Origin of the sequence: Roseovarius indicus, from assembly GCF_008728195.1 — a bacterium.
Classification (GTDB): Bacteria; Pseudomonadota; Alphaproteobacteria; order Rhodobacterales; family Rhodobacteraceae; genus Roseovarius; species Roseovarius indicus.
Genome location: NZ_CP031599.1, coordinates 163,791 through 186,689, shown reverse-complemented (window position 1 = coordinate 186,689; position 22,899 = coordinate 163,791). Strand labels below are relative to the sequence as shown.

The following is a 22,899-nucleotide window of genomic DNA, read 5'->3' as shown; positions in this document are numbered from 1 at the left end:
GACCATGCTCTCGCCCATCCGCGCAGGCCAGCATACATTGCGAAATCGGGTCATCATGGGGTCGATGCACACGCGGTTGGAAACCGAGCCTGACGGCATAGCCAAACAGATCGCGTTTTACGCCGAGCGGGCGCGGGGGGAGGCGGCGCTTCTGGTCACTGGCGGGTTTTCGCCCAATGCCGAGGGTATATTCGATCCAGAAGGTCCGCGAATCGATGATCCGGAAGAAGCGCTTGGCCTGCGCCCGATCTGCGAGGCGGTGCAGGCCGAAGGCAGCCTGATCTGCGCGCAACTCCTCCACGCCGGGCGATATGCAAAGATCGAAGGGTGTGTGGCCCCGTCGCCGATCCGCGCCCCGATCAACCGGTTCATCCCGCGTGAAATGACCGAAGCCGACATTCTCCGTACCATCGAGGATTTTGCCGTGGCGGCCGCCAATGCGCAGGCTGCAGGCTTCGATGGCATCGAGATCATGGGGTCCGAGGGCTACCTCATCAACGAGTTCACCGTAACCCACACCAACAAGCGCCAAGACGACTGGGGCGGCAGCGCCGCGAACCGCCACCGGTTCCCGGTCGAGATCGTGCGCGCGGTGCGCGAACGTTGCGGCCCCGACTTTCTGGTCATCTACCGGATTTCGGCGGCCGATCTGGTCGAGGGCGGCGCGCCCGCCGATGAAATTGCCGCACTGGCCCGCAAGATCGAGGCTGCGGGTGCGGATATCCTGAACACCGGCATCGGCTGGCATGAGGCCCGCGTGCCGACGATCGCCTACCCAGTGCCCCGCGGTGCCTGGCGCAAGGCGGCAGCCAACGTGAAAGCGGCCGTGTCGATCCCGGTGGTCGCCTCAAACCGGATCAACACACCCCAGCTTGCAGAAGACATACTTGCCTCTGGCGATGCGGACATGATCTCGATGGCGCGACCGTTTCTTGCTGATCCGCATTTCGTGAAAAAGACGCGCGAGGGCCGCTCGGACGAGATCAACACTTGCATCGCCTGCAACCAGGCCTGTCTGGATTTCATCTTTTCGGATCGTCCGGTCGGATGTCTGGTCAATCCAAGGGCCGGGCGTGAAACGGAATTCCGGGATACGCCAACCGACACCCCAAAGAAAGTGGCCGTCGTTGGCGGTGGTGCCGCGGGCATGGCCACAGCCGCCGAGGCGGCGCGGCTGGGCCACGATGTCACCCTGTTCGAAGCGCAGGACAAATTGGGCGGTCAGCTGAATCTGGCCCGCGCCGCACCAGGCAAGGACGAATTCGACGAAACCCTGCGGTATTATGCCGGTCAGATGCAGAAACACGGGGTCACGCAGCGTCTGGGACAGCGGGCAGAGGCGAGCGATCTTGAGGGATTTGACCATGTGGTCATCGCCACCGGGGTCACGCCGCGCATTCCCGACCTGCCGGGTATCGACCATCCCAGCGTCGCGACCTACGCCGAAATTCTGTCCGGTGACCGCGAGGCGGGCGACCGTGTCGTGGTGATGGGGGCGGGGGGCATCGGTCATGATGTGGCCGAGTTCCTAGTGACCAAACCCGCCGAGACCGCCAATTCCGACGTCTTTTGCGAAACCTGGAGTGTGGACCCCGAATTTGTCTCCTCGGGTGCCCTGGCGGGCGACCCTCTGGCACCGAAGCCATCGCGCCGCAAGGTCGTCATGCTGCAGCGCAAGACCGCTAAACCCGGTGCAGGGCTTGGTGTTTCGACAGGGTGGATCCTGCGCAACGCGCTGCGCAAACATGGGGTCGAGGCCATGGGCGGGGTGACCTATGAACATATCGACGACGCGGGGCTGCACATCGTCGCGGACGGAATGCCAAAGGTCATCGCAGCCGATACAATTGTGCTGTGCACCGGTCAGGAACCGGAACGGGCCCTGGCCCAAGAGCTTACCGCACGCAGCGTCCCGGTTACGATGATCGGCGGGGCAAAGGAGGCCGCCGAACTGGATGCGCTGCGCGCCATTGATGAGGGCGTGCGCCTGGCGCAGGGTCTCTGAACCGAAGCCCGCGCAAGGGGGGAGACCATGCTGACCGAAGTTTCGCGTGCAGGACGCGCCGACCTTTATTCGATCTTTCGAACCCGCGCACAGGATTGCGCGGGGGATCTGGCCATCGAGGACGGCAGCAAGAGACTGAGCTATGCCGAATTGCTGGGGAGGGTCGATCGTCTGGCTGCCGTGTTTCTGGCCAGGGGCGTGGCGCCCGGCGACCGGATCGCGATTCTGTCGCATAACCGCTCGGAGTACCTGGAGGTCGAACTGGCAGCGGCAGGAATTGGCGCGATTGTCGCTTGCCTGAACTGGCGGCTTGCCCCCGATGAACTGTGGCACTGCATCGATCTGGTCGAGCCGGTGCTCGCGATCGTCGAACCGGACTTTTCAGAAATGTATCACGCCGTCGCGTCGACACCCTGTCTGACCATCGGGCCAGACCTGGAAACGGCCATTGCCGGGGCCGAGCAAGACCCGCGCATCGGGACCATGGTCGACGATCCAGAGGCTGGTCTGACGATCTTGTATACCTCGGGGACTACGGGTCTGCCCAAAGGGGCGCTCATCAGCCACCGCGCGCATATCGCCCGCTCCATGGCTTTTGCCGCGCAGCTGGCACTGGATCCCTGTGACGGGTTCATCGCCTGGGCACCTATGTTCCACATGGCGTCCACTGATCATGCGCTGGCGACGGTCCTTCGGGGCGGAACCGTGGTGATGGTAGACGGTTTGCTGCCTGCGGTCATCAACGAGGCGTTGTCGCGCCACCGGATCGGCTGGTTCGTGATGATGCCCGGTGCGCTGGACGCCTTTATCGCAGAACGACGCGCCAACCCTTTGCCGCTGAAGGGGATCAAGGTTTGTGGCGCAATGGCCGATCTGGTGCCGCCGCATCAGATCGCCGAACTGACGGCCCTTCTGGACACGCCCTATCTGAATTCCTTCGGCGCAACTGAAACCGGCCTGCCGCCGGGAACCGCCGATCTGATTGCGCCGGGTGTGACCCCGGACCGGCTTTCCAAGCGCATAAGCGCGTTTTGCGAGGTTCGGCTGGTCGATCCCGACGACCGCGACGTGGCGGATGGAACGCCGGGCGAAATGGCTGTGCGGGGCCCGACTTTGTTTTCCGGGTACTGGAACGCCGACGACACCAACGCCCGCGATTTTCGCAACGGCTTTTTCCACATGGGCGATCTGTTCCGGCGCAATGCGGACGGCAGCCTCGACTTTGTGGATCGGGCGAAATACCTGATCAAGACCGGAGGTGAAAACGTCTATCCGGCGGAAATCGAACGTGTGCTTCTTTCGCATCCCGATGTGATCGATGCCGCCGTGGTCAGGGCCTTCGACGCGAAATGGGGGGAAAGCCCGGTGGCCTTTGTTGCCTTTGACGATGACGGGCCGGATGCCGAGGCGCTGCTGAACTTGTGCCGCGAAAGCCTGGCTGGCTATAAGCGACCGCGCGAAATTCGCTTCATCGCGTTAGAGGACTTTCCCAGATCGACCAGCGGCAAGATCCAGCACCATATGCTCGAGATCAGGATCGCTGATGAAAAGGCGCGCAGCCAATAGCAATCGCGCGCAAAAAGCCTGTGCGACTGCGATCACAACAGCTGCGTCCCGTCGCCCAAAATCACTGGATTATCAATATTATTCAGATATTTACGCGTAAAGTACACGCTCCGTAGCAGGTTTCGCCCCAGACCGAAATGAGGGTTCCAAAAAAACGATCAGCTTTCTTTTTGTAACTGCTCATCCTAAGTCGGTGTTATTCCGATTCCAATCAGAAGGTGTACCGAACCATGACGAAAGTCGCGATTGTCTACTACAGTGGATATGGCCATACGGACGTTCAGGCCAAAGCCGTTGCCGAAGGTGCCAAGGGCGTCGATGGCACGGAGGTCAATCTGTTGAAATTACCAGACGACGGAGAGCTTGACGATGCGGCCTGGGCCGCGCTCGATGCGGCCGATGCCATCGTCTACGGCAGCCCGACCTACATGGGCGGCCCTGCATGGCAGTTCAAGAGATTCGCCGACGCCAGCTCGAAGCCCTGGTTCACGCAGAACTGGAAGGACAAGATTGCTGGTGGGTTTACCACCTCGGCCACGGTCAATGGCGATAAATTCTCGACCATCCAGTATTTCATCACCCTGTCGCAACAGCACGGCCAGCTTTGGTGCGGCGTGGGCCTGATGCCATCCAACACCAAGGCCGACGGTCCGGAAAAGCTGAACTGGACGGGCGGGTATTCCGGCCTTCTGGCGATTGCCCCCTCTGACAGCGCCCCCGAGGAATACCCGACTGGCGGCGATCTGGATACCGCGCGCGCCTACGGGAAACGGTTGGCCGAGGTCGCGAGCCGCTGAACAGCTGATCCAGCTGGCCGAATAATCGACCCGACCGCCCGGATGCGCCGCGGTCGGGTTACGCTCAGCCCGCGACCCCGGCCCGCCCGACCAGCGCCATGAGCGTTCCGGTCATCGTTGCGACGAGCTTTTCATCCTGGCCCTTCACGGCATAGGCACGCGCCTCGCATATGGTCAGCGTCCTGCCTGGTTTCACCACGTCAGCGACGAAGCGAAACCGTTCGCCGTCCGCCGGGTTGAGCAGGTTGATCTTGAATTCGGCTGTCAAAACGGCCGCTTCTGCGGGCATCAGCGAAAAGGCCGCGTATCCGCAGGCGCTGTCCAGCGCTGTCGACACGATTCCGGCATGCAAAAACCCATGTTGCTGGGTCAGGGCATCCTCATGTGCCATCTCCAGAACAATGCGGCCGGGCGATAGCTCGGCAATGCTGATCCCCAACGTGTTCATCACCTTCTGGCGATCGAAACTGTCGCGCACGCGTGCGTCATAGTCGGGGTTTTTCGGTTTGAATTGCGTCATGGCGGGTCTTCCTCTTCGATTTCATTCGTCAATGACCAATCTTAGGCGGTCTTTGAGGCGCGTATCTTGTAGCGAAAGGTCAAAACGACGCGGAATAGACAGAGCGCGCAACGCGCCGGGCGGTTTGTCGGCGAAGATCCGGCAAGCGGCGGACAAGTGAGATTGATCGTAATATCCGGCGTCCAGCGCCAGATCGCTCAGCGGCAGGGTCTTTGACGCAAGCTGCCCGAGAGCCCGGCGAAAGCGTCGCAAGGTCGCAAGCCGCCGCCGCGACACGCCGGTTTCCGCCCGCACCTTTCGACGTTTGGTCCGGTCGCTGTAAGCTCCGGTTGGTGCGGCAAAGCGCAGGTCTCTCGCGAGGCCGTCAAGCACTGCGATGAGCGCGGGCAGGTCACCGTCCCCGATCTGAACCCGGGCCAGTTCTGCGGCCAGCATGTCCAGCCCTTTGGAGTCGGGTAAGTGCTTCGGTCGTGACGACAACCTCAGCCCGGCCACGACACCATGGAATGGCCTTGGGCGGAGAGTGAAACCCGAGCGCGGTGGCGCCAGCGATACACGCGCCCCGCCGCTGTGGTCGCGCGTTACCGAAAGGGTAAAGAGGTCGGTTGCGAACCGCCCGCGTCCACCACCGCTCAGCACACCGGTATCGCGAAACACGAACAGATGATCGATCTCAGTGGCCGCTTCCTCAGGCGGCGCCAGTTCGAGATAAAGCGGCGCCGCCATCAGGTTACTTGACGAAAGCATCCCGGTTCTCGGTGACGAAATCGGCAAATCGGCGCGCCGGGCGCTCCAGCACCTCGCTGACCGTGGTCTCGATGCCGGCTAGGTAGCCCCTGGGCGCGATAGAGGCCAGTTCGACCATGGCCCCGGCGACCTCGTCCTGCATTCCGCCGGCCACCATGCCCGCCCTGGCATCCTCGGCCGAAAGGGACACGCACGACACTGTTCGTCCCGTCACTCCGGACAGAAGGGCCGCGATGTCATCCCCTGCAAGAGCTTCGGGCCCGGTCAGACCAAGAGCCTTGCCTTCGTACCCCGGAGCGGTCAGCGCCTCGGCGGCGACATCCGCGATGTCGCGAGCGTCGATCCAGGCCACGGGTCCGCCCACGTCGTCATAGTACACGGCGTCCTTTGCAATGTTGCCGGCCTGCCACAGCAGGTTCTGCATGAAATAGGTCGGCTGGACAAAAGTCCAGTCAAGGCTGCTTTGCTTCAGCAGTTCCTGGGTTTCGGAATGCCACTTTCCAAAGGTCAGCCCCGCCTTGGGCGACGCGCCAAGCCCCGTGGCCACAACGATATGGCGCACGCCCGCGGCCTTGGCCGCCTCGATCACGTTCGCCTTCCACTGACGCATGTCCAGATGGGCAGGCGTGACCAGGTATATCTTTTCCGCCCCGTCACAGGCCCGCGCCAGCGCGGCAGGGTCCGTGAAATCCGCTGCGACCGCCTCGCATCCTTTGGCTTTTAGCGCGTCTAACTTGAAGGGGTCGCTGGTGACAGCGCGCACGGTCGCGCCTTTTGCCATAAGCGTATCGACGAGGGGCGCGCCAGTCGTGCCCGTGGCTCCGAAAACAGTGATCATGACTTTTCCTTTTGCAGGTCTGCGATGGGCTGAATGGTTTCCGGGTTGCTGATCGACGACAGATCGCCCGGATCTTCACCGAGAAAGGCGGCGCGCACGACACGGCGCATGGTTTTCATGCTGCGGGTCTTGGGCAGCGCTTCGACAAAGTGGATCTCGCGCGGGCGGAAGGGTTTCGAGACGATCTCTCCGACACGATCCTTGAGCCGGTTCACGAGCTCCGCGTCCGGCGACACATTTGGTGCCGCCACGCAGACGCAGACGACGGCCACGCCCTTGATGTCATCAGGTGCCGCGATGGCAGCGGCGTCCACCACCTCTCCGGTTTCGGTCAGGGCCGCCTCGATCTCGGGCGGGCCGATGCGTTTGCCGGCGATGTTCAGCGTGTCGTCCGACCGGCCCAGGATATACCATGTCCCGTCCGGATCGCAGCGCACCCAGTCGCCGTGCCGCCAGAGGCCGGGGAAGGTGGACCAGTAGGTTTCAAGGTAGCGATCGCGGTCCCCCCAGATGGCCGGGGTCAGACCCAGAGGCGGCTGGGTCACGACCAGTTCGCCGACCTCGCCCGGTGCGGCTTCGCTGCCGTCTTCACGCAGCACCTTGGCGCCGACACCCAGGGCCTGGGCCGAAAATCCGCCGGGCTTGATTTCATGCAGCACGGTCGAGGTAAGGATCGCGCCAAAAAGCTCGGTCCCACCCGAGATGTTCAGCGGCACCGCGCGGCGGCTACAGATATGATCCAGTTGCCAAAGCCAGGCATCGTCGGTCCAGGGTTCACCGGTCGAGGCGACAATGCGCAGGGGCGACAGGTCGTAGCCCAACAAAGGTTCAGTATCCTGCGTCATGAACTGCCGTACCAGGGTCGGAGCCACACCAAGATGCGTGACCTCCATATCGGACGCAAGACGCAGCAGCCTGAAGGGATCGCCGGGCATTGATGGTGCGCCTTCGGCCAGCACCAGAGTCGAACCGGACAAGAGCACCGACAAAAGGGTGAGCGGCCCCATGACCCACCCCATGTCAGTCATCCAGAGGTGCCGGTCGTCCCGTTTCATGTCGAGGCAAAGCAGGAAATCGGCCGTGGCCTTGGCCTGCACGCCCAGATGGGTATGCACGACGCCCTTGGGCCGTCCGGTGGTGCCTGACGTATAGGCGATCAGAAAGGTGTCATCGGCACTGACGGGAACGGCGGCAAACTCCGGACTGGCGCGGCCCACTGTTTCGGTCCAGTCCAGATCGCGGGCCGGATCGGCCACCGCACCGCCGAACCGTCGCAGGCTGATCACGGTATGAACCGATGGCAGGTCGGTCAAAGCCTGGGCGAGGCTCGCCTCCATCCAGACCGGCTTGCCTCGCCGGGGTGTGGCATCCGCCGTCAACACCGCCACGGCATCCGCGTCGTTCAGGCGCGATACGATGGCATGGGGCGCAAAACCGGAAAACAGCGGCACCGCAACCGCGCCCAGCCGGGCAATACCCAGAAGCGCGGCCTCGATTTCGGGGATCATCGGCATATAGATGCCCACCGCCTGACCGGGCCTTACACCGCGCGTGGCAAGGGCCGAGGCGACGCGGGAGGCTTCGGCGGCAAGGTTGCAATAGCTCCAGCGGCGGCGGCTTCCGTCTTCGCCGACCCAGTCGATAGCGACCTTGTTACCCAGGCCATCGGCAATTCGGGCGTCAAGACAGGTTTCCGTCAGATTCAACGTACCTTCCACGGCCCATCTGATCGATTCAGGCCCTGTGGAGATATCTCGCAACCGGCTGTAGGGCCGCGCGAACCGTATCCCGGCATGGTCGATGATCCGGCCCCAGAACCAGTCTGGGTCTTCATTCGAACGGCGGACGAGCTTCTCGTAACTGTGAATTCCACAGTCTTTCAGAAATGCGGTCAGCGTGCTTGTCCGCTGGATTTCAGAGCCTGGCTGAAACATTCGCAACCTTTCTAGAATGAGAAAGGGCCGCACAAAAGGCGCGGCCAGTCGGGGAGGTAACTCTTGGCACGGTTTGGCAGCAACGCCTTGTGTCCGGCGCTGCTGTCATGGCTTCAGCCGTGCATGGACAAGCCGCCCGAAACCGAAATCACCTGACCGGTGATGAATCCCGCGTCGTCGGACGACAGAAAACAGATAATGCCTGGGTAATCTGTCGGCTGCGCCAGGCGCTTCATCGGAATCGCCCGCTTGAGACCCTCGGCGATCTTCTGACCTGCCTCGCCCTCAGCAACCTGAGCGAACAATGGCGTGTCGGTCGGTCCGGGGGCGACCGCGTTCAGTTGAATACCTTTGCGTGCAAGTTCGCGCGCTACGGTCTTGGTAAACGAGATGATGCCACCCTTGCAGGCCGAATACACGGCTTCGCCAGATGATCCGACGCGTCCGGCGTCGGACGCGATGTTGACCACACGGCCGCCCCCGTTCTTGACCATGCCCGGAAGCACCGCGTGATGCATATTCAGCGGACCGTAAAGATTGATGTCGATGACCTTCTTCCAAAGGTCGGGATCGGTGTCGAGGAACGGTTTGATCACGTCCCAGCCGGCATTGTTCACCAGCACATCGACCGGACCCCCGGCCTCGAACTCGGCTACAGCCATGTCGACCTGGGCACGGTCGGTGATGTCCACCTTGAAGGCCTGCGCCTTGCCGCCGGCCTCGGTGATCAGGCGAACCGTTTCCTTCGCCCCGTCTTCGCTCATGTCAAAGATCGCAATCTCGGCACCTTCTTCGCCGAACCGTTCGCACACCGCGCGCCCGATGCCGCTGCCGCCGCCGGTCACGATCACGCGTTTTCCACTCAACCCTCGCATATGGAGGTCCTCCTCTTCCGTTATCATCTTGGCAAAGAACTTGATTCGGAACGTTCCTTGCACTATTCTAACATTTGTTAGAATTAATGCAATGGACAGTCTCGTGTCCCGCAAGTATCGAAATGGAATGGTACACAAGACTGACCCATCCAGGACACTGAGCGAAGACTTGAACAAGTCTGGGAGGACACGTGAGGGTATCCTTTCGGCGGCTGCGCGACTTTTTCGGTATGAAGGCTATCACGCAACGACCATGCGCGACATCGCGCAGGAAGCTGGCATTGAGGCCGGCAGCATTTATTATCATTTTCAATCCAAGGACCAGATTCTGAGCGAAGTTCTCGATCTTGGCGTCCGCCAACTTTATCAGGCGGTCAGTGAAATCGTTCGGTCGGCACCGACAAGTTCGGAGGATTTTCGCAAGACTTTCGGACTGCTGATTGAAACACACCTTACCTACCTGTTGACCGACAGCGACTTTACGTCAGCCAATATTCGGAACTATCCGATGTTGTCGGACGAAACACGCACCCCGCATCGCGAATTGCGTGCATCATATGCGGGTGCCTGGGGCAAATTCCTGAATGACGCCAAACGCAACGGTCACCTCCGAAATGACATATCCACAACAGTCATTCGCCAATTCATCCTGAGTGCCATGAACTGGACTGTGGAATGGTATAATATCGCAAAGTATCCGGTGCGCATCCTCGCGGAACGATTGAGTAAGCTGATACTTGATGGAATGTGTCTGCATCGCAAGGCGGATACCGAAGGCTTGATGCTGTGCCCCGCCACTCCTGCGAAAATCCCGTATCCCGACGGCAAGGCGGCCAAGACCCGTGCAGAAATCCTAAAGGCCGCAGCGCGCGTTCTGAGGGACAATGGCTACAAGGCGACCACGCTGAGAAAGATCGCGGAAGAAGCGGACATGAAAGCGGGCAGCGTCTATTACCATTTCAACTCCAAGGACGCGATCATTGACGAAATTCTAAACGCCGGACTGAGGGACTTGCTATCAGGTGTCGAAGCCGCCGTTCGGAAATTCGATGCCCCGTACGATCATCACACCAGGATAGCGACTGCAATCTGGGCGCACCTGGATTTCCTCTTCAAGGCAAGCGAATTCACCTCGGCGAATATCAGAAGCTATGGAATGCTCCCCAATCATTTCAGGGAGAGGCACAGGGGTATTCGCCATGAGTATGGAAAACTCTGGGATCGGATACTCCGTGAAGCTCAGGACGACGGTGCCATACGGTCGGATATCAAGATCGTCCCCTTGCGCCAGGTGATGTTGGGTGCCTTAAACTGGACGGTGGAATGGTTCGACCCGAACAAGGCAGGAGTGCAAGGATATCTATCACTGCCTGAATTCTCCAGCATGCTCATCAATCTGTTACTGGAAGGCATTTGTAACCGGGAAGCGGCCCCGTCCACAGGACAAGGTAGCCCTGAAAGCGGTTGCCCCGGTCAGACCAGAAGGAAGTGATACAGCCCTTCGGCAACCGCCTTTTCCCGATCCGTCTGCCAGCTGAGCACGCTGACGCTCGCCATCCTATTGCCCTTGCGCGTGACATTGGCGCGGGCAAAAAGCGATCCCTTCACACCGGGTCTGAGGTAATCGACGGTTAGGTTGATCGGCTTGGCCGGAACGTCGGCGAAATCGGGCTGTACCGCGATGGCGGCAGTGGCCTCCATAAAACTCGCAATTATGCCGCCATGGTAGTACTCCATGATCGGGTTACCGATATGGCGGTCATCAAAGGTCATTTCCGCCTCAGCATGGAGACTGTCTAGACTTCTGACCTCAAAGTTGAGAAATCGGAAGAACGGCACCCGGGATACATTGGCATTGACAGTTTGCACGTCCATCACGAGGTTTTTCCTTTTGTCATTGCGTCAAACAGGCTGGTTTCGCCGCGCGTCAATGCAAACGAGGCGGTTCCACGGGCGATTTCAGCATTATCATGGCCCTCGAACCAGACGCTGCCGGAATTGAAGGCGATGTGGCGGGTCTGGCGAAAACAATGCGCCTGAACGATGACATCCGCGCGCGAACGAGCAGGGCGCAGGTAATCAACTCTCAGATCAAGAGTGGCCATGGTGCTGACGCCTTCGATGGCGACAAAGTTAGCCAATCCAAAGACACTGTCCAGAAGAGCCGTCAGGATACCACCATGGAGCAGTGTCTGTTCCGCATCGACGCAAAAGTCCGGATTGAACGGCATCCGAACCCGAACGCCTTCGGTCGAAACCTCTTCGATCTCAAGCGCCATATGCGTAATAAGACCCTTGCCGCTCGCATTCCACATCTGCGCGATCCGCTCCATCTTCTTTTGGGTGATGTCTGACATGCGATCTTTCCTTTAACGCCCCGTGAAGTTGGGTTTTCGTTTTTCGACGAACGCAGCAACCGCCTCGTGGTGGTCTTCGGTCTGATGCATGAGCGCCTGATAAGCCGCCGCAGAATTCAGGAAGTCCGGTAGATCCATCCGTTCGGCGTTGCGCATCAGACGCTTGGCGACGCGCACCGCCCGCGGTGGTTTCGCTGCGATGACGGCGGCCCGTTCGCGGGCCCGTGCCATCAATTCTTCATGGGGCACAAGTTCAAGCACCATGCCAAGCTCCAGCGCCTCTTCGGCCTCGACCATACGTCCCGAGAAGGTCAGATCGGCGGCCTTCTGGTGACCCAGACGACGCAACAGAAACCAGCTGCCTGCATCGCCTGGAATGATCCCGAGATTCAGAAACACCTCGCCGAACTTCGCCCTCTCCGACGCGATGCGCATGTCGCACATCATGGTCAGGTCGCAACCCGCGCCCACCGCCGGGCCGTTGACTGCGGCGATCGTCGGAATATCCATGTTGTAGAGCGCAAGCGGCAGCCGCTGCACCCCATCGACATAGCTCTGCGCCGCCGCAAGCGGTTCCTTGCGGAACACACTGTCGGGATCGTTCATCTCCTTGATGTCGCCGCCGGCACAAAAGGCCGGGTCGGCACCGGTCATGATCATAACGCTGACCTGAGGATCGGCCTGCACCTTGGCGAAGGTCTCCAGAAGGGCAGCGATCATGTCGTTTCCGGTGACCGGGTTTCGCCGCTCGGGGTCGTTCAGCGTAACCGTGGCGATCCTGTCGGAAATCTCCAGAAGGACTGGGTGTTTACTCATTCTTGCCATCTCCCCGTTCGCGTTTCTCGAACATCGCGGGGTTGATCATGTCCCGCGCGTCATGACCCATATGCAAGGTCTCACCGCCGTCTACATAAATGTCTTCTCCGGTGATGAAACCGCCAAGTTTCGAGGCCAGGAAAATGATCGTGCCTGCGATGTCCTCGGCCGCCCCCATCCGGTTTAGCACCGAGCGGTTCAGCTGTTTCCACTGTTCCGGCGGAATCGGATAGCGGCCAAGCGCATCGGTCTTGATCGTGCCGGGCGCGACACAGTTCAGCCGGATGCCGTACTCGCCCCATTCGGCGGCCAGCGTTTTCATCATGCCCGTCACACCGGCGCGGGCGGCGACGGTGTGTGTAAAGCCGGTAAGCGCGGTGCGCGCCGAGATGGCGGTGACGAACACAACCGATCCACCATTTTCGTACATGAAGTGATCCGCCGCTGCCCGGGTCATCTGCCAAGACCCGATCAGGTTGTTGCGGATCACGGCTTCGAAGCCCTTGTTGGTGATATCGCGGGCGGCCGCGATATACTGGCCGCCGGCATTGTTCACCAGCACGTCAAGCTGCCCGTAATGGTCCTTGATGCGCTGCATGGCCACTTCGATGCTGTTCTCGTCGCGGATGTCGCCGGACACCACGAGGGCCTCGCCACCCGCTGCGCGGATCATTTCGGCGGTCTCTTCCAGCGGCTCTTCGCGGCGCGCGAACAGCGCAAGCCTAGCCCCGCAAGAGGCCATTTCGATCGCCGTCGCCCGGCCCATTCCAGAGCCGGAGCCTGTGACCAGGGCAACCTGGCCCGCCATGAGATCCGGCGCATAGCGCCGTGATTTCAGTTCGCTCATGATGCTACCCCTCAGTTCTTCAGCAATTCGCCAGAGATGATAAGCTTGCGCACCTCCTGGGTGCCCGCGCCGACCTCAAGCACGCGACCTGTCCGATAAAGCCGGTTCACCTCGGTGTCACGCATGTAGCCCGAGCCGCCGTGAATCTGGACGGCCTTGTCCAGAACGAAGGATGTCGCCTCGGCAGCCTTGTAGATTGCCGCAGCGGTGAGCTTGTGGATTTCGCCGCGCCCGCCTGCGCCCTCTTCGAGGCCCTCACACATGGCCGCGGTGCGTAAGGACAGGCTGCGCGCCGCCTCGATCTGGGTATACATGTCGGCCAGCATCGCCTGCACCATCTGAAAACTGGCGATCGGTTTGCCGAATTGCTGGCGTGTCTTGGCGTAATCGATGGAAATATCCAGCGCCCGCTGCGCAATGCCCAGAGCGTTGAAACAGACGATGGCACGTTCCAGATCAAGTCCGGACATGGTAACGGCAACCCCGCCATCCAGCTTGCCGACCATGTTTCTGGCCGGAACGCGGCAATCTTCGAATACCAGTTCGCCCGTCGGCGAGCCGCGGAATCCCATCTTGTTGAGCTTCTGCGCCACCTTAAAACCCGGCGTGTCGGTTTCCACGATAAAGGCGGAAATACCCTTGGCGCCCTTTTCCGGCGAGGTCTTGGCATAGACTAGGACCAGATCGGCAATCGGTCCGTTGGTGATGTAGATCTTGGCGCCGTTCAGTATGTAGTCGTCGCCATCCTGTTTGGCCGTGGTCCGCATCGAGCCAAGCGCATCAGACCCCGCGCCGGGTTCGGTCAGGCCCAGGGCGCCGATCAGCGTGCCGTTGCACAGGCCCGGCAGGTATTTTCGGCGCAACTCGTCATTGGCGTTGCGATAGATGTTGTTGACGCACAAATTGTCATGGGCCACATGGGTCAGTCCGATGGCCGCCGAGGCCCGAGACATTTCCTCGGTGATGATACAGGCCGAGGTAAAATCGAGCCCGGCACCGCCGAATTCCGGCGGCACGTTCAGGCCGAGATATCCCATTTCGCCCAGCTTGGGGAAAACCGAAGGGGGCAGATCGTCGGTGTCGTCCATTTCCGCGTTCAGATGGTGGAACTCGGACATAAAGAACTTGCCGGCCTGATCGGCCAGGGCCTGCTGTTCGTCCGTCATGAAATGTGTTGGCAGAGCGGTGTCGTTGCGCAGTTGCTTGTTCATTGTCTCGTCTCCCTCAGGCGCGCAAAAGTTCTTCGGCAATGATGATCTTGCGGACTTCGCTTGTACCCGCGCCGATTTCCAGCAGCTTGTTGGCGCGGAACAGCCGGTTGATTTCGGTGTCCTGCATGTAGCCAGAGCCGCCATGGATATGGCAGGCTTCGGTCACCGCCTTGTTGAATGCCTCGCCGGCATAAAGACAGGCCGCTGCGGTCAGTTTGTGGATTTCGCCGCGGCCCCCGGCCCCTTTTGGCAGGCCGGTACAGGCGGCCAGCGCACGATAACTGAAGGCACGCGCGGTTTCGACCTCGGTGTAGATCTCGGCCAGTTTCGACTGCATCATCTGGAAACTTGCAATCGGTTTGCCGAATTGTTCGCGAATCTTGGCGTATTCCAGTCCCAGCTCCAGGGCGCGTTCGGCCATGCCAACGCAGACTGAGGCAACCATAGCACGCTCCAGATCCAGTCCGCTCATTACCACCGAAACGCCGGTGTTTTCCGGTCCAACCATGGCGGATGCGGGTACGCGGCAATCCTCAAACACCAGTTCTCCGGTTGGCGAGCCGCGGAAGCCCATTTTGTCAAGCTTTTGCGCCACCTTGAAACCGGGATTGTCCGTCTCGATGATGAAAGCAGAAATGCCCTTGGCGCCCTTCGACTTGTCGGTTTTGGCATAAAGCAGGATCACATCGGCAATGGGGCCGTTGGTGATGTAAATCTTCGAACCGTTGATGACATAATCATCACCGTCGCGGCGGGCAGTGGTGGCCATGGATCCGAGCGCATCGGATCCCGCACCCGGTTCGGTCAGGCCCAAAGCACCAACTAGGTCGCCCGAGCAAAGACCCGGCACATATTTCTTCACCTGCTCTTCGGAGCCGTTGCGCAGCAGGTTATTCAGGCACAGGTTGTCATGCGCCCCGTGCGAGAGGCCCACAGCCGGATTCCACTTCGAAATCACCTCGGACACCAGCGCCTGGGTGAACTCGGTCTGTCCCGATCCGCCCAGCTCCTCCGGCGCGGTAATCCCCAGCAGGCCCAGCTCGCCCATCTGCTTGAACAGATCATCGGGCCACCATTCCTCGTCATCCATACGCGACTGCAGCGGGTGCAGCACCTCGCGAGATACCCGATCCACGTGATCGACGATCTGGCGCTGCTCATCGGTCAAAGAATAGTTCGCCCTGATGGCTTCCAGATCAGCCGCGATGGCCTCACTTTGAGTGGTCATATCATCCTCCCGAAAAATGTCGTCCGCAGTGTTGACCAAAATCAAACACATGTTAGAAAATAGATCAAGCCAAGCTTTTGACGACCTGACGTAAGAAAGCGCGGTGGTCAGAATACAGGGGGGAGCTTCGGAAATGACTGAGAACGTTGTTCAATCGCAGGCGCGCGGCAAAGAAGTGCGTATCACGATTCGACGTCCTGACAATCGAAATGCCCTCAACCGTGAGGTCGCAGACGGGATCATGGCCGCCATATGTGCTGCCGAGAGGGACAGCGATTGCCGCGTGATCGTTCTGACCGGCGAGGGCGAGCGCGCCTTCTGTGCCGGGGGCGACATCAAGGCGGGGGCGGATGGCGGCCCGTTTGTTCAGGATCCGGCGGACCCGGATCATTTTGCCGGAAGGTTGTTCGAGACGATACAGGCGTGCCGAAAGCCAACGATCGCGCGCATCAATGGCGTCGCGATGGGGGCGGGAGCGGGCATCATCTGTGCCTGCGATCTGGCTGTGATGGCGGATCATGCCCGCATCGGAACGCCGGAAGTGAAGGTGGGTCTGTTTCCCATGACGATCGTGCCACCCATGATGCGCGTGCTGCCCCGGCGGAGGCTGATGGAGATGTTCATCACCGGCGTTCCTCTGACGGCCGAGGAAGCCCTGCAGTTCAATCTGGTTAACTATGTGACCGATGCCGCGGGGTTGGACGACAAGGTTGCAGAACTGGTTGTCCAGATTGCTGCGCAGTCGCCGAGCGCGATCCGGCTGGGAAAATACGCCTGTCACGCGATGGAGGATATGACCTATCCGCAGCAGATGCGGTTTGCAGAAACACTGTTACCGCGTGTGGCGCAGACCGAAGACGCGCGCGAAGGCTTCGATGCCTTTATTGAGAAGCGCAAACCCGAATGGACGGGCCGCTGATCAAGCGGGGAGGAGAGGAATATGTCGGAACGAAAGCTGCGCATCGGATGCGCGTCGGGCTTCTGGGGCGATACGCCGGAAGCGATCGGTCAACTGGTCTCAAAGGGCGAGATCGACTATCTGGTGTTTGACTATCTGGCAGAGGTGACAATGTCGCTGATGGCGCGGGCCCGCGCCAAAGCGCCCGAGTCGGGCTATGCGCCGGACTTCGTCAAGGCGCTGGCACCCTGGTTGCCGGATATCAAGTCAAAAGGGATCAAGGTCGTTGCCAATGCCGGGGGCGTGAACCCGCGTGGCTGCAGCGATGCGCTTGCCAAAGCCGCCGCCCAGGCCGGGATCGATCTGTCCATCGGAGTCGTGCTGGGCGATGACCTGTTGCCTAGGGCCGATGAAATTCGCAAAAATGGTCAGACGGAAATGTTCTCGGGTAACGAATTTCCAGACGACATTTGGAGCATGAATGCCTATCTGGGTGCCCGCCCCATCGCTGCCGCGCTGGATGCCGGGGCCGACATCGTGATCACCGGACGCTGCGCGGACAGCGCGGTCGCGCTTGGTCCCCTGATGCATGAATACGGCTGGGGCGACGATGACTGGGACAAGCTCAGCCAGGGATCGCTGGCCGGCCACCTGATCGAATGCGGCCCCCAGGGAACGGGCGGCAACTTCACCGACTGGCAGGACGTGCCGGGTTGGGACAATATGGGCATGCCCATCGTCGAGGTGTCCGAAGACGGCAGTTTCATCATAACCAAGACGCCTGACACCGGCGGGCTGGTCGTGCCCGGGTCAGTCGGAGAGCAGATGCTCTATGAAATCGGGGACCCGCGCGCCTACCTGTTGCCCGACGTGATCTGCGACTGGTCCGGGGTCACCCTAGAACAGGTCGGACCCGACCGGGTGCTGGTCAAGGGCGGCAGGGGGCTTGGGCGCACCGACAGCTACAAGGTGTCGGCGACCCATGCCGATGGCTGGCGCGCGGTCTCTACCCTGACACTGGCCGCGATTGACGCACCCGCCAAGGCCGAACGTGTGGCCGAGGCGATCCTGACCCGCTGTCGCCGGATTTTCCGCGACCGCAACATTGGAGATTTCCGGCAGGTCAGCGTCGAGGTGCTGGGGGCCGAGGCGGCCTATGGCGCAAATGCGCGCGCCCGGACCCGCGAGGTGGTGCTCAAGATCGGCGCGGTCCATGACGATCGCGCCGCGCTGAACATCTTTGCCGGCGAAATCGCACCGATGGCGATTTCGACCGCGCAGGGTCTGACCGGGTTCTTCGCCGGACGGCCAAAGGTGCAGCCGGTGGTCCGTCTATTTTCCTTCCTTCAGAGCAAGGCCGAGACCCCCGTCGCGGTCGAAGTCGACGGCAAGGATGTGCCCGTGCGCGTGGCCGCCACGCCAGTCCACCTTGATCCGCCTGCCGCACCGCCCGCAGATAGCCGCGAGCCCGGTCCGGACGTTGTCAAGGTCCGCCTCGTCGATCTGGCCTGGGGCCGCTCGGGCGACAAGGGGGACATCGCCAATATCGGCATCCTCGCGCGCAAGCCGGACTACCTGCCATACATCCGCTCGGCTCTCAGCGAAGAGGTGGTGAAGGACTATTTCGCCCATGTCTGCGACGGCAGGGTAGAACGGTTCGACTTGCCTGGAAGCCATTCGCTGAATTTCCTGTTGCATGAATCGCTTGGCGGTGGCGGCATCGCCTCGGTCCGCATAGACCCGCAGGGCAAAGGGTTCGCGCAGATGCTGCTTGATATCGAAATTCCCGTGCCAGCCGATCTGGCCGCACGTGACGGACTGAATGCCGCGAACCCGAACTAAGAGGACGACACCATGACCATTTCGAAACTCCTGGTCGCCAATCGGGGTGAGATCGCGGCGCGCGTGTTGCGCACCGCCAAGGCCCGCGGGCTTGCGACGGCCGTGTTGCGTCATGTCGCCGAGCAAGAGGGGCCGGCGCATCTGATCGCAGATGAGGTCGTGATGATCGACGGCCCGACGCCCGTGGCCGCCTATCTCGATATTCCTCAGATCGTCGAAGCCGCCAAAGGGATCGGCGCGGACGCGGTTCATCCCGGCTATGGCTTTCTGTCAGAGAATGCCGGTTTTGTCGCGGCGCTGGAAAAAGCCGGAGTGACCTTTGTCGGCCCGACGTCCGAGGTCATCGACCTGATGGGGGACAAGGTCCGCGCCCGTGCCTTTGTCGAGGAACGCGGGTTTCCCGTCGCCCCCTCGGCGATCGAGGATGATGATCCGGCGAGCTTTGTCGAACGCGCCCGCGCCGTTGGCTATCCGCTGCTCATCAAGCCCTCGGCCGGGGGTGGCGGCAAGGGCATGCGCGTCGTACGCGAAGACAGCACGCTGGAGACCGAAATCGAAACCGCGCGCCGCGAAGGCGAACGGTATTTCGGTGACGGCCGCCTGTTTGTCGAACGCTATATCGAACGCCCGCGCCATATCGAGGTGCAGGTGATGGGCGACGGGCAAGGCAACGTGGTCCATTTCTGGGAACGCGAATGTTCGATCCAGCGCCGGTTCCAGAAGATTATCGAGGAAACGCCCTCTCCGGCGCTGACCCCCGAGCAACGGGGTGAGATCTGCGAAACCGCTGCCGGAATTGCCCGCGCCGTCAACTATCGCGGGGCAGGGACCGTTGAATTCATCTATGCGCAGGACGGGGCCTTTTATTTCCTGGAAATGAACACCCGCCTTCAGGTCGAACATCCGGTGACCGAGATGGTGACCGGCTTCGATCTGGTTGCCGAGCAGCTGCGCATCGCGGCAGGCAAGGGCTTGAGCGCCGCGCAGGTGGATATTCCCCAAACCGGACACTCGATCGAACTGCGCATCTGCGCCGAGGATGCGACCGCCGATTTCCGCCCCGCGATCGGGGATATCCTGCTGCTGGACGAACCCATGGGCGAGGGGATCCGCGTGGACAGCGGCATTCTGGACGGCGGCAAGGTGACAACCGACTTCGACCCGATGTTGTCCAAGCTGATCGTGCATGGCCCGGATCGCGCGCAGGCCATCGCCCTCGCGCGGCAAGCGGTGCAAGACTATGTAATTCTCGGGGTGACGACCAACACCGGTTACCTGGATGCAATACTTGCACATCCGGATTTCGCCTCTGGTGACGTATCAACTGGCTTCCTGGCTGAACAATCCGAAACGCTGACCGCGCCGGGCGAAGATGTCTCTGACTTGCTGATAGCGGCGGCGGCCCTATCGGACGAGCGCCTGGTGAGTGACGTAATGCAGATACCGGAAATGTACCGCAAGATGGGCGGGTGGAGAAACTGATGCAACGGATTTTTCAGATCGACGGAGAAGAGACTGATTGCTGGCTGGGTCATGATGGCAGCCGGTTCGTGCTCAATACCCCCACTGGCGCTGTTGCCTGCCAATTGGACCCGACGGGTCTGCCGGGCGGTTACAAGCTGCGGGCCAAGGGTGTTGTGCGCGAATTGCGACTGGCCGTGGGGCCGGAAGCAACTTTTTTGCACATGGACGGGCGAACCTACGAAGTCGGGCGGGTTGATCCCGCCGAACGCCTGGCCGGAAGCGACGGTGGCGCGAGCGACGACCGATTGGTGGCGCCCATGCCGGGTGTCGTGGTGTCAGTTGCGGTTAAACCCGGCGATGCGGTTGAAGAAGGCCAGCCGCTTCTGGTGATCGAAAGCATGAAGTTGGAAACCACACTGACGGCGCCGCGCGACGGGGTCGTTGCCGAAATGCCATTCGCCGAAGGCGACAGTTTTGGTCTGAAAGACATCCTGGCCCAATTGGCTCCGGAGGAGGAGTGACCATGCGCAGAATTGAAAGTCAGATCGACACCAATGCCGCCGACTACAAGGCAAATTTCGCCGCCATGTCTGAACGGCTGAAGGAATTCCACGCTCGCCAGCACACGGCGCGTTTCGAACGTCCGCAACGCGATATCGACCGCCTTGCCCGCCAGAACAAGCTGGGCGTGCGCGAGCGGCTGGAACTGCTGCTGGACCCCGGCACTCCGTTTTTGGAATTTTCAACCTTGGCGGCCTGTCGTGAATACGACGGGGTGGTGCCCGGCGCAGGCGTGGTTACGGGGATCGGCATCGTGCAAGGCCGCGAGGTCGCCATCCACGCTAACGATGCCAGCGTCAAGGGCGGTGCCTGGTATCCGCATACCGTGAAAAAGATCGTGCGCCTACTGGATGTCGCGCTGGAAAACCGTCTGCCGGTCATCCATATCTGCGACAGCGCGGGCGGTTTCCTGCCGCTGCAGCACGGGGTGTTTCCCGACCGGTATCTGGGCGGGCGGGTGTTCCGCAACCAGGTCAAGCTGAGCCAGGCCAATATCCCGCAGATTGCCGTGGTCGGCGGTCACTGCACGGCTGGCGGCGCCTATGTGCCGACGCTGAGCGACTACAACATCATCATCGAAGGCACAGGGGCGATTTTCCTTGGCGGTCCCCCGCTGGTCAAGGCGGCTACCGGCGAAGAGGTCGGCGTTCAGGAGCTTGGCGGCGCGGTCATGCACACCTCGGTATCGGGCACCGGCGACTATCGCGCCGCGACCGAACAACACGCCTTTTCATTGGCCCGCGAGATTGTCGGCCAGTGGAAGCGCACGCCGAAAACGATCATCGAAACCGCGGCCTATGAAGAGCCTTACTATGACCCCAAAGAACTCTACGGGATCGTTCCAAAAGACCGGAAAACCCAGTTCGACATGCGCGAGGTTCTGGCCCGGATCGTGGACGGTTCACGCTTTCACGAGTATCAGCCCGACTATGGCACCACGATGGTGTGCGGCTTTGCCCATATCTGGGGTTACAAGGTCGGCATTCTTGCCAACAACGGGGTGCTGTTCAACGACAGCTCGCTCAAGGCCGCGCATTTCATGCAGCTTTGCAACCAGAACCGGACGCCTCTGGTCTTCTTCCAGAACATCACCGGCTACATGGTCGGCCGCGAATACGAAGAACGCGGCATCGCCAAGGACGGCGCCAAGATGCTGATGGCGCAGGGCGGCTCGGTCGTGCCGAAGTTCACCGTGATCGCCAATGCGTCTTACGGGGCCGGCAATTACGGCATGTGTGGGCGGGCCTGGGATGCGCGCACGCTGTTCATGTGGCCCCAGGCCGAAATCGGCGTGATGGGCGCGGATCAGGCCGCCAACACCATGGCGGACGTCAAGATTCGGCAGCTTCAGCGCGAAGGCAAAGAGTTGACCGAAGAAGAAATCGCCGCGATCCGAGAGCCGGTGCTGGAAAAATACAAGCGCGATGTCGAAGCCTATACCTCGACCTCGGAATTGTGGGACGATGGTATACTCGACCCGGCGGACACACGCAACGCGCTCGGCATGTCGATTTCTGCCTCGCTCAACGCACCGATCGACGATCCGCACTACGGGATCTTCCGTCTGTAAAGGCTTGAGGGACGGCTCACCGGGTCGGGGAGCGCCGTTCCGCGTCAAGGCGCTTTCATCTGGCGCTTTCGGAATCTGAAGCAGTCCTGTCCGGTCCGGTGCCCAGACAGGTCAGGACGATGTCCGCCGCGCCTCCTGAATGGAGACGACGTCAGAGGCCGCCATGCCGGGCCGGTCTGCCTCGACCGCCTTCAGCGGCTCGACCGGCGTCAATCCGGCCAGACAGTCGCGCGCAAGTTGCTGGTATTCCGCGGTGCCGCGCGTTTTCCACGCGATTTCTTTCTCGCTGACCTCGCGGATCACCTTTGCCGGCGATCCCACCACCATCGAACGCGGCGGAATCACGGTTTCGCCACGCACAAACGCCTGCGCGCCGACAATCGATTCCGCCCCAAGCTCTACACCATCCATAATGACGGAATTCATTCCGACCAGAGCGTTCCGGCCCACTGTGCAACCGTGCAGGATCGCGCCATGGCCGATGTGGCCGTCGCTTTCCACCACGGCGTCGCGGCCGGGAAAGGAATGGATGATGCAATTGTCCTGAACATTGGCTCCATCGCCGATCACGATCCTGCCGAAATCGCCCCGCAAGCTTGCTCCGGGGCCGATGTAGCATCCATGACCCAAGATGACATTTCCGATCAGAACGGCCTGGGGTTGGACATATGTATCCTCGGGCACGACGGGTATAAAACCCTTGAACTCATAACAGTATGCCATTCCGATCACCTTTCGTAAGCTGAGTGCTAAACGCTTGTCAGCGGTTGCGCCGGGACCAGAATCCCTCAATTGTGCCGCCGATCAGGGCGTGTGGCCCGAA

At 61.0% G+C, this 22,899-nt stretch carries 21 protein-coding genes; 9 read left to right on the top strand and 12 right to left on the bottom strand.

Annotated features, from left to right (window positions below; all coding sequences use genetic code 11):
* Positions 1-4: 4 nt before the first annotated feature.
* The 3 genes from RIdsm_RS27210 (at position 5) to RIdsm_RS27200 (ending at position 4,368) form a co-directional block, all read left to right on the top strand.
* Positions 5-2,005, top strand: a complete 2,001-nt coding sequence (locus tag RIdsm_RS27210) for an NADPH-dependent 2,4-dienoyl-CoA reductase (protein ID WP_057817092.1) — start codon at positions 5-7, stop codon at positions 2,003-2,005.
* A gap of 27 nt (positions 2,006-2,032) precedes the next feature.
* Positions 2,033-3,571 (top strand): class I adenylate-forming enzyme family protein, encoded by a 1,539-nt coding sequence (locus tag RIdsm_RS27205; protein ID WP_057817089.1) that lies wholly within the window; start codon positions 2,033-2,035, stop codon positions 3,569-3,571.
* Positions 3,572-3,801: 230 nt separating this feature from the next.
* Positions 3,802-4,368, top strand: coding sequence for a flavodoxin family protein (locus tag RIdsm_RS27200; RefSeq protein ID WP_057817087.1), 567 nt, complete (start codon positions 3,802-3,804; stop codon positions 4,366-4,368).
* Positions 4,369-4,432: 64 nt separating this feature from the next.
* On the opposite strand, the gene RIdsm_RS27195 is transcribed toward RIdsm_RS27200, so the two are convergent.
* From RIdsm_RS27195 to RIdsm_RS27175, 5 genes are all read right to left on the bottom strand, one after another.
* Positions 4,433-4,888, bottom strand: a complete 456-nt coding sequence (locus RIdsm_RS27195; protein WP_057817085.1) for a PaaI family thioesterase — start codon at positions 4,886-4,888, stop codon at positions 4,433-4,435.
* Positions 4,889-4,909: 21 nt separating this feature from the next.
* Positions 4,910-5,635, bottom strand: a complete 726-nt coding sequence (locus RIdsm_RS27190) for a helix-turn-helix domain-containing protein (protein WP_057817083.1) — start codon at positions 5,633-5,635, stop codon at positions 4,910-4,912.
* The gene (locus RIdsm_RS27185; RefSeq protein WP_057817081.1) at positions 5,619-6,473 is read right to left on the bottom strand and encodes an SDR family oxidoreductase; all 855 of its coding nucleotides are present in this window, start codon (positions 6,471-6,473) and stop codon (positions 5,619-5,621) included. Before RIdsm_RS27185 ends, RIdsm_RS27190 begins: the two co-directional genes overlap by 17 nt.
* A complete protein-coding gene (locus RIdsm_RS27180) occupies positions 6,470-8,407 on the bottom strand; it encodes an AMP-binding protein (protein ID WP_057817079.1) in 1,938 nt (645 codons plus the stop codon). Before RIdsm_RS27180 ends, RIdsm_RS27185 begins: the two co-directional genes overlap by 4 nt.
* A 113-nt stretch (positions 8,408-8,520) precedes the next feature.
* Positions 8,521-9,282, bottom strand: a complete 762-nt coding sequence (locus RIdsm_RS27175; protein WP_057817077.1) for a glucose 1-dehydrogenase — start codon at positions 9,280-9,282, stop codon at positions 8,521-8,523.
* A 253-nt stretch (positions 9,283-9,535) separates the two neighbouring features.
* On the opposite strand from RIdsm_RS27175, the gene RIdsm_RS27170 reads away from it, so the two are divergent.
* Positions 9,536-10,774 carry a TetR/AcrR family transcriptional regulator gene (locus tag RIdsm_RS27170; protein ID WP_236553275.1) on the top strand — a complete coding sequence of 413 codons (1,239 nt, stop codon included), beginning with the start codon at positions 9,536-9,538 and terminating at the stop codon, positions 10,772-10,774.
* On the opposite strand, the gene RIdsm_RS27165 is transcribed toward RIdsm_RS27170, so the two are convergent.
* Genes RIdsm_RS27165 through RIdsm_RS27140 form a run of 6 tightly spaced genes read right to left on the bottom strand, consistent with a single transcriptional unit; the run spans position 10,756 to position 15,741 of the window.
* Positions 10,756-11,157, bottom strand: coding sequence for a PaaI family thioesterase (locus RIdsm_RS27165; RefSeq protein ID WP_057817073.1), 402 nt, complete (start codon positions 11,155-11,157; stop codon positions 10,756-10,758). The genes RIdsm_RS27170 and RIdsm_RS27165 overlap by 19 nt on opposite strands.
* The gene (locus RIdsm_RS27160; RefSeq protein WP_057817071.1) at positions 11,157-11,639 is read right to left on the bottom strand and encodes a PaaI family thioesterase; all 483 of its coding nucleotides are present in this window, start codon (positions 11,637-11,639) and stop codon (positions 11,157-11,159) included. Before RIdsm_RS27160 ends, RIdsm_RS27165 begins: the two co-directional genes overlap by 1 nt.
* Positions 11,640-11,651: 12 nt before the next feature.
* Positions 11,652-12,455: an enoyl-CoA hydratase-related protein gene (locus tag RIdsm_RS27155; RefSeq protein ID WP_057817069.1), complete on the bottom strand. Its 804-nt coding sequence runs from the start codon at positions 12,453-12,455 to the stop codon at positions 11,652-11,654.
* Positions 12,448-13,302, bottom strand: coding sequence for an SDR family NAD(P)-dependent oxidoreductase (locus RIdsm_RS27150; protein ID WP_057817067.1), 855 nt, complete (start codon positions 13,300-13,302; stop codon positions 12,448-12,450). Before RIdsm_RS27150 ends, RIdsm_RS27155 begins: the two co-directional genes overlap by 8 nt.
* An 11-nt stretch (positions 13,303-13,313) precedes the next feature.
* Positions 13,314-14,513: an acyl-CoA dehydrogenase family protein gene (locus RIdsm_RS27145; RefSeq protein WP_057817065.1), complete on the bottom strand. Its 1,200-nt coding sequence runs from the start codon at positions 14,511-14,513 to the stop codon at positions 13,314-13,316.
* 13 nt (positions 14,514-14,526) lie between these two features.
* Complete coding sequence (locus RIdsm_RS27140; protein ID WP_057817287.1) at positions 14,527-15,741, bottom strand: acyl-CoA dehydrogenase family protein; 1,215 nt, start codon at positions 15,739-15,741, stop codon at positions 14,527-14,529.
* 133 nt (positions 15,742-15,874) lie between these two features.
* On the opposite strand from RIdsm_RS27140, the gene RIdsm_RS27135 reads away from it, so the two are divergent.
* The 5 genes from RIdsm_RS27135 to RIdsm_RS27115 are packed head-to-tail and all read left to right on the top strand — an operon-like array spanning position 15,875 to position 22,076.
* Complete coding sequence (locus RIdsm_RS27135; RefSeq protein WP_074940518.1) at positions 15,875-16,660, top strand: enoyl-CoA hydratase-related protein; 786 nt, start codon at positions 15,875-15,877, stop codon at positions 16,658-16,660.
* 21 nt (positions 16,661-16,681) lie between these two features.
* Complete coding sequence (locus RIdsm_RS27130; protein WP_057817063.1) at positions 16,682-18,481, top strand: acyclic terpene utilization AtuA family protein; 1,800 nt, start codon at positions 16,682-16,684, stop codon at positions 18,479-18,481.
* 12 nt (positions 18,482-18,493) lie between these two features.
* Positions 18,494-19,963, top strand: coding sequence for an acetyl-CoA carboxylase biotin carboxylase subunit (locus tag RIdsm_RS27125; RefSeq protein WP_057817061.1), 1,470 nt, complete (start codon positions 18,494-18,496; stop codon positions 19,961-19,963).
* On the top strand, positions 19,951-20,466 hold the full coding sequence (locus RIdsm_RS27120; RefSeq protein ID WP_057817059.1) for an acyl-CoA carboxylase biotin carboxyl carrier protein subunit: 516 nt from the start codon (positions 19,951-19,953) through the stop codon (positions 20,464-20,466). Before RIdsm_RS27125 ends, RIdsm_RS27120 begins: the two co-directional genes overlap by 13 nt.
* A gap of 2 nt (positions 20,467-20,468) precedes the next feature.
* Positions 20,469-22,076: an acyl-CoA carboxylase subunit beta gene (locus RIdsm_RS27115; protein WP_057817057.1), complete on the top strand. Its 1,608-nt coding sequence runs from the start codon at positions 20,469-20,471 to the stop codon at positions 22,074-22,076.
* A 111-nt stretch (positions 22,077-22,187) separates the two neighbouring features.
* Here RIdsm_RS27115 and RIdsm_RS27110 read toward each other — a convergent pair whose 3' ends face one another.
* On the bottom strand, positions 22,188-22,799 hold the full coding sequence (locus RIdsm_RS27110; RefSeq protein ID WP_057817055.1) for an acyltransferase: 612 nt from the start codon (positions 22,797-22,799) through the stop codon (positions 22,188-22,190).
* Positions 22,800-22,899 lie beyond the last annotated feature (100 nt).

Excerpts from the sequence above, each read along its gene's own strand:
- RIdsm_RS27110 (WP_057817055.1), bottom strand. The coding sequence starts at position 22,799 with ATGGCATACTGTTATGAGTTCAAGGGTTTTATACCCGTCGTGCCCGAG.
- RIdsm_RS27195 (WP_057817085.1), bottom strand. The coding sequence starts at position 4,888 with ATGACGCAATTCAAACCGAAAAACCCCGACTATGACGCACGCGTGCGC.
- RIdsm_RS27190 (WP_057817083.1), bottom strand. The coding sequence starts at position 5,635 with ATGCTTTCGTCAAGTAACCTGATGGCGGCGCCGCTTTATCTCGAACTG.
- RIdsm_RS27200 (WP_057817087.1), top strand. The coding sequence starts at position 3,802 with ATGACGAAAGTCGCGATTGTCTACTACAGTGGATATGGCCATACGGAC.
- RIdsm_RS27130 (WP_057817063.1), top strand. The coding sequence starts at position 16,682 with ATGTCGGAACGAAAGCTGCGCATCGGATGCGCGTCGGGCTTCTGGGGC.
- RIdsm_RS27140 (WP_057817287.1), bottom strand. The coding sequence starts at position 15,741 with ATGACCACTCAAAGTGAGGCCATCGCGGCTGATCTGGAAGCCATCAGG.
- RIdsm_RS27175 (WP_057817077.1), bottom strand. The coding sequence starts at position 9,282 with ATGCGAGGGTTGAGTGGAAAACGCGTGATCGTGACCGGCGGCGGCAGC.
- RIdsm_RS27155 (WP_057817069.1), bottom strand. The coding sequence starts at position 12,455 with ATGAGTAAACACCCAGTCCTTCTGGAGATTTCCGACAGGATCGCCACG.
- RIdsm_RS27180 (WP_057817079.1), bottom strand. The coding sequence starts at position 8,407 with ATGTTTCAGCCAGGCTCTGAAATCCAGCGGACAAGCACGCTGACCGCA.
- RIdsm_RS27205 (WP_057817089.1), top strand. The coding sequence starts at position 2,033 with ATGCTGACCGAAGTTTCGCGTGCAGGACGCGCCGACCTTTATTCGATC.
- RIdsm_RS27145 (WP_057817065.1), bottom strand. The coding sequence starts at position 14,513 with ATGAACAAGCAACTGCGCAACGACACCGCTCTGCCAACACATTTCATG.
- RIdsm_RS27125 (WP_057817061.1), top strand. The coding sequence starts at position 18,494 with ATGACCATTTCGAAACTCCTGGTCGCCAATCGGGGTGAGATCGCGGCG.
- RIdsm_RS27135 (WP_074940518.1), top strand. The coding sequence starts at position 15,875 with ATGACTGAGAACGTTGTTCAATCGCAGGCGCGCGGCAAAGAAGTGCGT.
- RIdsm_RS27150 (WP_057817067.1), bottom strand. The coding sequence starts at position 13,302 with ATGAGCGAACTGAAATCACGGCGCTATGCGCCGGATCTCATGGCGGGC.
- RIdsm_RS27210 (WP_057817092.1), top strand. The coding sequence starts at position 5 with ATGCTCTCGCCCATCCGCGCAGGCCAGCATACATTGCGAAATCGGGTC.
- RIdsm_RS27115 (WP_057817057.1), top strand. The coding sequence starts at position 20,469 with ATGCGCAGAATTGAAAGTCAGATCGACACCAATGCCGCCGACTACAAG.
- RIdsm_RS27185 (WP_057817081.1), bottom strand. The coding sequence starts at position 6,473 with ATGATCACTGTTTTCGGAGCCACGGGCACGACTGGCGCGCCCCTCGTC.
- RIdsm_RS27170 (WP_236553275.1), top strand. The coding sequence starts at position 9,536 with ATGCGCGACATCGCGCAGGAAGCTGGCATTGAGGCCGGCAGCATTTAT.
- RIdsm_RS27160 (WP_057817071.1), bottom strand. The coding sequence starts at position 11,639 with ATGTCAGACATCACCCAAAAGAAGATGGAGCGGATCGCGCAGATGTGG.
- RIdsm_RS27165 (WP_057817073.1), bottom strand. The coding sequence starts at position 11,157 with ATGGACGTGCAAACTGTCAATGCCAATGTATCCCGGGTGCCGTTCTTC.